General features: G+C 62.4%; 9 protein-coding genes and 1 pseudogene. 5 read left to right on the plus strand and 5 right to left on the minus strand.

Annotated elements, in window-relative coordinates; all coding sequences use genetic code 11:
- Positions 1-253: 253 nt before the first annotated feature.
- Complete coding sequence (gene glmU / locus ACH2CW_RS09365; protein WP_395057395.1) at positions 254-1,666, minus strand: bifunctional UDP-N-acetylglucosamine diphosphorylase/glucosamine-1-phosphate N-acetyltransferase GlmU; 1,413 nt, start codon at positions 1,664-1,666, stop codon at positions 254-256.
- Here glmU and ACH2CW_RS09370 point away from each other — a divergent pair.
- Positions 1,665-2,585 (plus strand): DUF6279 family lipoprotein, encoded by a 921-nt coding sequence (locus ACH2CW_RS09370; protein WP_395057397.1) that lies wholly within the window; start codon positions 1,665-1,667, stop codon positions 2,583-2,585. The genes glmU and ACH2CW_RS09370 overlap by 2 nt on opposite strands.
- A 276-nt stretch (positions 2,586-2,861) precedes the next feature.
- Here the strand turns inward: ACH2CW_RS09370 and ACH2CW_RS09375 are convergent, their stop codons facing one another.
- Entirely contained in the window at positions 2,862-3,623 is a 762-nt protein-coding gene (locus tag ACH2CW_RS09375; RefSeq protein WP_395057399.1) for a Crp/Fnr family transcriptional regulator, read from the minus strand.
- 90 nt (positions 3,624-3,713) lie between these two features.
- Between ACH2CW_RS09375 and ACH2CW_RS09380 the strand changes: the two genes are divergently transcribed.
- Together ACH2CW_RS09380 and ACH2CW_RS09385 are read left to right on the plus strand one after the other, a co-directional pair.
- On the plus strand, positions 3,714-4,118 hold the full coding sequence (locus ACH2CW_RS09380) for a BLUF domain-containing protein (RefSeq protein WP_395057401.1): 405 nt from the start codon (positions 3,714-3,716) through the stop codon (positions 4,116-4,118).
- A gap of 376 nt (positions 4,119-4,494) precedes the next feature.
- Entirely contained in the window at positions 4,495-4,929 is a 435-nt protein-coding gene (locus ACH2CW_RS09385) for a hypothetical protein (protein ID WP_395057403.1), read from the plus strand.
- 326 nt (positions 4,930-5,255) lie between these two features.
- Here ACH2CW_RS09385 and ACH2CW_RS09390 read toward each other — a convergent pair whose 3' ends face one another.
- Positions 5,256-6,245, minus strand: a complete 990-nt coding sequence (locus ACH2CW_RS09390; RefSeq protein ID WP_395057405.1) for an MBL fold metallo-hydrolase — start codon at positions 6,243-6,245, stop codon at positions 5,256-5,258.
- A gap of 109 nt (positions 6,246-6,354) precedes the next feature.
- Positions 6,355-6,954, minus strand: coding sequence for a TetR/AcrR family transcriptional regulator (locus ACH2CW_RS09395; RefSeq protein ID WP_395057407.1), 600 nt, complete (start codon positions 6,952-6,954; stop codon positions 6,355-6,357).
- Between the two features lie 115 nt (positions 6,955-7,069).
- Here ACH2CW_RS09395 and ACH2CW_RS09400 point away from each other — a divergent pair.
- Positions 7,070-7,261 (plus strand): annotated as a pseudogene (locus ACH2CW_RS09400) (TfoX/Sxy family protein); the annotation flags it as partial.
- 17 nt (positions 7,262-7,278) lie between these two features.
- On the opposite strand, the gene ACH2CW_RS09405 reads toward ACH2CW_RS09400, so the two are convergent.
- Positions 7,279-7,887, minus strand: a complete 609-nt coding sequence (locus tag ACH2CW_RS09405) for a DUF2917 domain-containing protein (RefSeq protein WP_395057409.1) — start codon at positions 7,885-7,887, stop codon at positions 7,279-7,281.
- Between the two features lie 118 nt (positions 7,888-8,005).
- Between ACH2CW_RS09405 and ACH2CW_RS09410 the strand changes: the two genes are divergently transcribed.
- A complete protein-coding gene (locus tag ACH2CW_RS09410) occupies positions 8,006-8,992 on the plus strand; it encodes a LysR substrate-binding domain-containing protein (protein WP_395057411.1) in 987 nt (328 codons plus the stop codon).
- Positions 8,993-9,178 lie beyond the last annotated feature (186 nt).

Raw genomic sequence — 9,178 nt, forward strand, 5'->3', positions numbered from 1 at the left:
CCCGGAGCGTAGCGGAGGGGATCCAGACCATCGGGTCGCCTTTTTCTTTGCTTACTTTCTTTTTGGCGACGCAAAAAGAAAGTGAGTTGCTGCCGGGCAACCCCCGGCTTGTAGGCGAACCACACAGCACGAGTTATCGAACAGGGATCCCGGATCGAGTCCGGGATGACGGTCCGATGCGGTACATTTGCTATGAATTCAATAGCTGATAACGCCCAATGGACATGAGCTAGAGGCCCAAATCATTCCAAAACTAGGCTTTGGGCGCCTTCACCGCCCGCTCCCAGCCCGCCAGACTCACCTGCTTGCCCCGCGCCACGTTGAGCGTGCCGGGTGGCGTGCTTTTGGTGATGGTCGAGCCCGCGCCTACAGTGCCGCCCGCGCCTATGGTCACCGGCGCTACCAGCACGCAGTTGCTGCCGATGTGCACATCGGCTTCGATCACCGTGCGGTGTTTGTTGGCGCCGTCGTAGTTGGCCGTGATGCTGCCAGCGCCGTAGTTGACACGTTCGCCCAGGGCTGCATCACCGACGTAGGCCAGGTGGTTGGCCTTGGCGCCTCTGGCCAGGCTGGCATTTTTGACTTCGACAAAATTGCCGATGTGCACGTCGGCGCCGAGTTGCGCGCCGGGACGCAGCCGTGCAAACGGGCCAACCAGCGCACCTTCGCCGACCTGCACACCGAGTTTTTCACCGTCGATGTGGGTGAAGGGGTGGATCACCGCGCCCGCGGCGATGGTCGCGTTGGCGATCATGCAATGGGCGCCTATGCGCACACCTTCGCCCAGCGTCACCGCGCCGTCAAAAACGCAGTTGACGTCGATCTCCACGTCCTGCGCGCAGTCCAGCGTGCCGCGCACATCGAGACGTGTCGGGTCGGCCAGGCGCACGCCCTGCTCCATCAGCGCGGTGGCGATGCGCAACTGGTGGACCCGCTCCAGCTCGGCCAATTGCACCGGGCTGTTGACGCCGGCGACTTGCGCCGCATCGGTGATCTGGTGCGCTACCACGGCCACCCCGTCGGCCACCGCAAACTTCACGATGTCGGTCAGGTAGTACTCGTTCTGGGCGTTTTTGTTGTCCAGCCGGGCCAGCCAGCCGCGCAGCAAGCCGGTCGGTACCGCCATGATGCCGCTGTAGATCTCATGGATGTTTCGTTCGGCCTCGCTGGCGTCCTTGTGTTCCACGATCGCGCGTACCTGGGCCGATGCCCCCTTGCCGGCACGCACGATGCGGCCGTAACCCGTGGGGTCGGCCATGCTCAGTGTCAACAGCGCGAGCCGCTGGCCGTCGCATTGCGCCAGCAAGGCTTGCAGGGTGTCGGCCTGGGTCAACGGTACGTCGCCCGACAGCACCAGCGTGATGCCGTCGTCATCCAGTAGCGGGACGGCTTGCTGCACCGCGTGGCCGGTGCCGAGCTGGGGCGCCTGCCGCGCAAAAACCAGTTGCAGGCCGCCAGGCGCCGCTGCGCTGAGAGCGGCCTCGACTTCGGCGGCGCCGTGGCCGGTGATCACCACCGCCCGCCGTGCCGATAACCGCGCTGCACAGTCAATCACATGCGTCAGTAGCGCACGACCGCCCAATCGGTGTAACACTTTGGGCAGACGGCTTTTCATCCGGGTGCCTTTGCCCGCTGCCATGATGACGACATCAACTGGAGTTGCCATGAAATTTCCTGTGCCTGGTGGGTGGGGCGCGCGTACCGCGCAATCTGGAGCTCTTCTGCGGATTATCGGCCTTGCCGGGCTGCTGGCGCTGGCTGGCCTGCTCGGCGCCTGCAGCGCGGTCAAAATCGCCTACAACCAGGCGCATGAACTGGCTTACTTGCAACTCGATGGGTATTTTGATTTCAGCGACGCGCAGACCAGCCGGGTCAAGGAAGAACTGGTGAAAGTCCAGCGCTGGCACCGCAGCACGCAGTTGCCGGCCTACGGCGACTTCCTGAAGAAATGGCAAGCGCTGTTGCCCGGCGACCTGGACGAGGCGCAGGTGTGCAGCGCCACCGACGATCTGCGCAACAGGCTTCTGGCGATTTCCAGTCGGACCGAGCCGCTTGTCGCCGAACTTGCCGGAACGCTGGCACCCGAGCAGTTGAAATTTCTCCAGCGCAAATTTTCAAAACTTAACCGCGAGTACCAGAAAGACTTTCTGGACGGCACGCCGGCGTCGCGCATCGACAAACGTATCAAAAAAGCCGTAAGCCGTGCCGAAATGCTGTATGGCGCGCTGGAAGAAAAGCAACTGGCGGTTTTGCGCCGGCAAATCGCGCAGTCGGTGTTTGACGCCAGCGTGTCCCTGGCCGAGCACCAGCGGCGCCAGCAGGACGCCCTGCAAACCCTCGCGCCCCTGGCGGGCGGCGCTGCCACGGCGGCGCAGTCCAGGTCAGCGGTCAGGGGCTACTTTGAGCGGACCTTGAGTTCACCGAACCCGGTCTACCGCAGCTACCAGGAAGCGCTGACACGCGATAACTGCAAAACACTCGCCCTCCTGCATAACAGCACGACCGCCGCGCAGCGCGCCAAAGCGGTCGAAACGCTGGCGGACTATGCCCAGGACTTCAGGATTCTGGCTGCGCAGGAGTTGTGAGGCGGCTGCCATCGCCGTGCTGCCAGCTCACGCTTGAGCCATGGCCGGGTGACCCGCCGCGCGGCGGCTGAAATTCGCCGGAGCCACTGCTTTGTTGCTGTTGCTGGTTAACCGGGCGCCTGGGTTGCTGCTGAAGCACACCGGGCCGGAAAATAATCTTCGCGTTCATCAAGGCTTTCTGCGTATCCATCGCGTCGGGGACGCGAAAGACTCAGCCTAGAAAACCAGCCGCGCTGCTGCTGTCGTCTGGCGCGGCGCGGCGATGTCAGTGCAGGCCTACAACAAAGGTACCTGACGCATGGGAAGGTCGTAATAATCCGCCAGTCGGTGGAGTGCTTTGGGGTTGAGCAAATGCAGGCGTCCGTCCCGCAACTCGTGCAGACCGAGCTGTTTCAGGCGCCGCAAGGTCTTGTGGGTGTGCACCAAGGACAGGCCCAGCGCATCGGCGATGTGTTGCTGGTTGATCGGAAATTCAATCGAACCGTCTGTCGCCAGCCCCAGCCACTCGACACGCCGGTACAGATGGATCAGCAGCATGGCCACCCGTTCAGTGGCGTTGCGCCGTCCGTTGGTCAGCAGGTTGTCGTCGACCATGCCTTCCTCGCGTGCAGACAGCCAGGTCACGTCGTAACCCAGGCTGGGAAACTGCCGGAACAGGTCCCACAAACCATCACGCGGAAAAACGCACAAGCTCGCGTCGGTCAACGCTTCCACCCCGTGGCTGGCGCCATCGGCAAACTCCTGCTGCAGGCCAATGAAGTCACCGGGCAGCAGGAAATTGAGAATCTGCCGGCGCCCGTCGCTGAGCGTCTTGTAGCGAAAGGCCCAGCCGGCGTAAAGCGTGAACAGTTTGCCGTTGGGGTTTTGTTCCGAAATGATGGAGGTGCCGGCTACTGCGAACCCTGCGCCGCTGCGAAAGTCCTGGATGAAGTCCAGCTCCTGCGGCGTCACCGGCTTGAAGGTTTCCAGGCCGCGCAGGCGGCAATCCTTGCAGTGACGGGGGCACGCGCTGGCGTGGGAGAGCGGGGTGATAACCACGGAGAATTCTAGTGCCGAATGAATGCAGGTAGCGCTCATGTCTTTTGACATTGTTGCGGCCCAGCCCACTGGCTACATTACACGCCACTTATGGAAAAAGCCTTGCAATTACACGAGGTGCTCTATGTCAGCACCCTCTCACCCGACTCTCCCGTCAAGGTGGTTTCCCAAATCGCAGCGAAAGCCCGGACCGCCAATGAAGCGGCCGGCGTCACCGGTTTGCTGGTGTTTGACGGCCTGCGTTTTTGCCAGCAGATCGAGGGCCCGCGCAAAGCCGTGCTGGCGCTGACCGAGCGCATCCGGGATGATCCGCGCCACGTCAATATCGAAATATTGCACCATGGACCGCTGGCGGAACGCCGCTTCCGGCGTTTCAGCCTCGGTTATGCCGCTGGGGATGACGTGGACGTTTTGGCACGCATGGAAGAAGCCGGCCCGGAGCAAGCCATGGCGCAGTTTCTGGCCCTGCTGCCCAGTGTGGACCTGGACAGTTAACCACTAAAAAAGTGGATCAGGCGTGGGGCGTCGCGGCCGCTTTGCAGCCGACGTCTCTTTTTCCGTCCGGACTCCTCTCCGTGCTTGGCGGACCAGATGCGCAATGGATACCGCTGGGCTCATCGCCGGCCGCCTGCGCACCGCCCACACATGACCCGTCTGCGTAACTGGGCGAAACAAATCCCCAGAACGTCTCCTGAAATCCATGACAGGCGCACGACTTCGATGGGGAAATAACCACACCTTCAGCCTATTGCTGGACGTGTGTCTTTTGACATTGTGGTGCGCAGGTGCGCGGGGCTACAGTCAAGGCCAGCCAAAAACGGCCATAAAAATACTTCTGTGTCGGTAGGTCAATGCCGAATAAGCTTGTAGGATGAAATCTAATTTGATTCTTGTCTTGGTGGCCATGGCGGCTTCCAGTGCCCAGGCCACCACGTTCGGATTACATCTGGGGAGTGTTCATTCGCCCAGCGAGTCCTACCAAAACAACGTCAATCCCGGCGTGTATGTCCGGACGGACGAAGGCATAACCGCGGGGATGTATCACAACACCTTGGGTCGCGTCACTGTTTATGCGGGAGCCACGCTGGAGTACGGGCCTTTTGGCGTGATGGCCGGCGTGGCAACCGGGTACAAGCCCAAAGTGATTGATGGCAGAACCTACGGACAAGGTCACACACTCACGCCGGTACTGGCGTTCAGTCTGAGTCTTCCAGCCATCGCAACGATCACGCCCAAATTGATCTTTATTCCGGCCTTTCAAAAAGGCCCGGCTGTTTTTCATCTGGCGATTGAAAAACGGTTCTAGCAGCCCGGAGCGCCATCGCGATCATTGAGTTCAGGCTTGCAGTGCGGCCCACATTTCCTTGTCGCGCTCGGCCGCCCAGATGTGCGGCGAGTTGTTTGGCGACCGGCGAGGGGCCCTACTCCGTGGGGATCGACGCGTCAAACTGCGAGGGTAATCCGCGCTCTGTCGATCATTGAGATCAGGCTTGCAGCGCGGCCCACATTTCCTTGTCGCGCTCGGCCGTCCAGATGTGCGGCGAGTTGTTTGGCGACCGGCGAGGGGCCCCACTCCGTGGGGATCGACGCGTCAAACAGCGAGGGTAATCCGCGCTCTGTCGATCAATGAGATCAGGCTTGCAGCGCAGCCCACATTTCTTTGTCGCGCTCGGCCGTCCAGATGCGCGGATTCTTGATCCCGCTGGCCTCATCGTAGGCGCGGCTCACGTCAAACGGCAGGCAGTGTTCGTAGATGAAGACCTGGCCGAAGATCGGGTCCATGCTTTTGCGGGTGTGGGCCATCGCGCTTTTCAGGTCCATTTTTGCGGCGGCGGCTTCCTTGCCGCAGCGGTACAGCGTTTGCACCCACTGCACCGTGTAGTCGATCGCCTTGTTGACATCCGCAGTGCCTTTCATGGCCTCGCCGCGACCCGGCACGATGGCTTCGGCCCCGAGCGCACGCAGCGCCTCCAGCGTGGCCGGCCACTCTTCGAGCTGGGCGTCACCGGTGTAGACACCGGCGTTGTACTCGACCAGGTCGCCGGAGAACAGCACCTTTTCTTCTGCCACCCAGGCAATTGTGTCGCCGCGTGTGTGGCCCGGACCGGGGTGCCAGATCTGCACCCGCACACCGCCAAGGTCGATCACCAGCTTGCCGGGCACCTCGCCCTTGACCGGGTCGCCGCCGGCAATCACCATCGTCGGCCACGTCAGGCCGGGCACACTTTCGGCATTGCGGAACAGGCGCGGAAAACGCTCCATCTCGCTTTGCATGTCTTCGGCGCCCCGCTCGACGATCAGCTCATAAGTACCCTGGCTGGCGATGACCTCGGTCGCGCCTTCAGCGATGTAGGCACTGGCGCCGAGCACACGCACGGCGTGGTAATGGGTCAGCAGCACGTACTTGATGGGCTTGTCGCTGACGGCGCGTATGCGGGCAATCAAATCCTGCGCCATCGCCGGCGTGGCGGTTGCGTCGCTGACCATGATGAACTTCTCGCCGATGATGACGCCGGAATTCGGGTCACCCTCGGCGGTATAGGCCCAGCAATGCGCGCTGAGTTGTTCAAAAGTTATTTTTTTGTCGGTGAGGTCGGACTGGGAGGCAAAAGCTTTGGACATGGGGTCTCCGTGGGATAGCCGGACGGTCGCCGGCCTGGATCGTGGGTCTCGGGGTAATTCTACTATACGTAACTTATTACGAATAGTTGAATTCTGTCTCCTGCCGTCGTCAGCTGGCCAGACCGCGCTCCAGCATGGAAACCACTTCCTGCGAAAACGCCCGGTAACTCATGGGCCCATCGGGGCGCATCCAGGTGAAGGTCCAGTTGATCATGCCGAACAGCATCATGGTCACCGCCGTCTGGTTGGTGGCGGTGATGCGTTGCGGGTAGGCGCGCTTGAGAAAACGCGTCATGGCCGAGACCACATCACGTTGCCGGTCCAGAATCAGTTCGCGCTGCACATCGCCGAGAAATTTGGTGTCGCCCAGCAGCGCGACATGGCGCGTGGCCGAGCTTTCATACTGGTCGAGGAAATTGCGGATCAGCTCATGCAGCGCGGCGCGGTCATCCAGATTCTTGCGCTGGGCGCTGGCTTCGGTCTGGCCGATGATGGCCAGCAGATGCTGGGTGTAGCGGTCCAGCAGATCAAACAGAATGGCTTCCTTGCTGGTGTAGTAGTGGTAGAGCCTGGCTTTCGAGGTGCCGCAGGCGGCGGCGATATCGTTCATGCTGGCGGCCATGTAGCTGCGCTGCGCAAAACACTGGGCCGCAACATCGAGGATGGCTTCGCGCTGGAGCTCGTGGGTGGCGGATTTGGGACGGGCCATGCGCTATTGTGAAGCACGCCGGCCGCGCTAAAGTAGCACGATGGCTGCTGACCTGTCCTTTGCCCGCTATTGCTGTGAGCTCCTTGGCAGCGTCGGCCCTTGCACGGCCCGCCGCATGTTCGGCGGCTTCGGCATCAGCACCGACGGCCTCCACATCGCGCTGGTGCTGGATCTGGGCCAGGGCGAGACCCTTTGGCTCAAGGCCGATGCGCAGAGTCGGCCGCAGTTTGAGGCAGCCGGCTGCGCGCCCTTTGTTTACCAAGCCAGGGGCAAGCCGATGCGCCTCAACTATTACAGCGCGCCCGAAGACGCGATGGAATCTGTTCAACTGATGGCGCAGTGGGCGCGGCTCTCGCTGGCCTGCGCCTTGAAGGCGCGTGTCGCCAAAGCCCTGCGCGCGCGTCCGGTCGCCAGCGCCACGACAAAACGCGGCGGCAGCACCAGCAAGGCGGTGCCCAGCACACCGGCAAAGCCAAAAACAAGCCGGCCCGAGGCGGCAGCCGCCAGGCCCAGGGCGCCGCGCAAATCGCGCAGTGGCTGAGCCACACCCGCGCGCCACGGCAGGCTGACCGCCCGCTGCGCCAGCGCATGGCGTGAGGGGCTGGCCAGCACCACACCCGCAGCCGTCGGCAGGGGGTCCCAACTGAAATAGGCCGGCGATGCGTTGGCTGCGTGCCAGGGCTCCATCACCAGCACCTGGCCCGGCAGCAGCTTGAGTTGCTCGCCCGCGCCCAGAAAATGATCGCCGCCGCGCACGCCGTCGTCCCGATGCGCGTGGTTGAAGGTGATCCAGACCTGGCCGTGGGCGATACGCAGCACGCCGGGCTCGGTCGGACGCAAGGTCAAGGCGCGCCCGCTGCCCAGTTTCCAGCAGCCCGACAGCGCATCGGCGCCGCTCAATGATTGCGGGGGGAGGCAGGGTGAATTTGACATTGCAGTTCTCCATCGAAAGCCATGAGGGTGAGTGAATGATCGCCCTCCGGTGCTTGGCAGTCCAATGAATTCGCGTTACGCTATTCATTCCATTAACGCATGAATCAACATTCCCGACATGCAGCATTCCCAGACCCATTTGCGCTCCCGGCCGATCTCTGCCGGCCAGCTGCGTGCCTTTGAAGCGGTGGCCCGGCACCTGAACTTTCGCGCCGCGTCCGAAGAACTTGCGCTGACGCAGTCTGCCGTCAGCCGGCAGATCCAGACGCTGGAAGAAGAGGTCGGGCTGAGCCTGTTTCATCGCCACACACGCTCGGTCGAACTGACCGGTGCGGGTGGCATTTTGCTGCGCGCCGTAACACCGTCGCTGGAGCGCATCGACGGCGCCGTGCGGCAGATTCGCCAGAGTGCCGGCCGCAAAAGCGTGGCCCTCACCACCTTTGCCTCCTTTGCGTCGATGTGGTTGATCCCCCGACTGGAAGCCTTCCAGCGCGACAACCCCGACATGGACATTCGCATCGACGCGTCGGACTCGGCGATTGACCTCGACACCTCGGATCTGGACATGGCGCTGCGCTACGGCCCGGCCAGCCGTATGGCGACATCGGGCGCGATCCGCTTGTTCGGCGAGCAACTCACACCCGTCGCCAGCCCCTGGTTGCTCAAAAGCAGCCCACGCCTGAAAAAACCCGAGGATCTCGCGAATTTCGCATTGATCGAAGCCGGCGATTCACATGCCACCCACATGGAATGGCTGACCTGGCGGCGCTGGCTGGAGGTCAACGGCACGCCCAAGCTCGAAGGCAAGCGCTGGCTTTATTTCAACTACGCCTACCAGATGGTTCAGGCGGCGCTGACCGGCCAGGGCATCGTGCTGGCGCGCCTGCCGTTGATCGCCGAAAGCCTGGCCTCCGGCGACCTGATCGAGCCGCTGCCGCACCTGCGGCTGGACTCCCCGATGGCCTACTGGCTTATCGTCGGCCCGCGCAGCGCGGCGCGGCCGGAGGTCAAAGCCTTTTGCGACTGGCTGATGGTGCAAGGTGCGCTGACGCGGCAGGCGATTGGCGATGTGCCGGATCCGGATACGGTGGACGATATTGATTGATCTGCGCCTCCGCTGCGATCCGGGTTTGTCATCCCGGACTTGATCCGGGATCCATGTTCGGTGACTCGTACTTTGAGGTATGCCAACAAGCCGGGTCTCGCCCCGGCGGGCGAGGCACTTTTCTTTGCGTCGCCAAAGAAAAGTACCCAAAAGAAAGGCGACCCGATGGTCTGGGTCCCCTGCGCT

This window comes from Polaromonas sp., assembly GCF_043778355.1.
In the GTDB taxonomy this organism is placed as follows: domain Bacteria; phylum Pseudomonadota; class Gammaproteobacteria; order Burkholderiales; family Burkholderiaceae_C; genus Polaromonas.

Coding starts and splice junctions, on each gene's coding strand:
- ACH2CW_RS09405 (WP_395057409.1), bottom strand. CDS start 7,887: ATGTCAAATTCACCCTGCCTCCCCCCGCAATCATTGAGCGGCGCCGAT.
- ACH2CW_RS09390 (WP_395057405.1), bottom strand. CDS start 6,245: ATGTCCAAAGCTTTTGCCTCCCAGTCCGACCTCACCGACAAAAAAATA.
- ACH2CW_RS09395 (WP_395057407.1), bottom strand. CDS start 6,954: ATGGCCCGTCCCAAATCCGCCACCCACGAGCTCCAGCGCGAAGCCATC.
- ACH2CW_RS09385 (WP_395057403.1), top strand. CDS start 4,495: ATGAAATCTAATTTGATTCTTGTCTTGGTGGCCATGGCGGCTTCCAGT.
- glmU (WP_395057395.1), bottom strand. CDS start 1,666: ATGGCAACTCCAGTTGATGTCGTCATCATGGCAGCGGGCAAAGGCACC.
- ACH2CW_RS09410 (WP_395057411.1), top strand. CDS start 8,006: ATGCAGCATTCCCAGACCCATTTGCGCTCCCGGCCGATCTCTGCCGGC.
- ACH2CW_RS09380 (WP_395057401.1), top strand. CDS start 3,714: ATGGAAAAAGCCTTGCAATTACACGAGGTGCTCTATGTCAGCACCCTC.
- ACH2CW_RS09370 (WP_395057397.1), top strand. CDS start 1,665: ATGAAATTTCCTGTGCCTGGTGGGTGGGGCGCGCGTACCGCGCAATCT.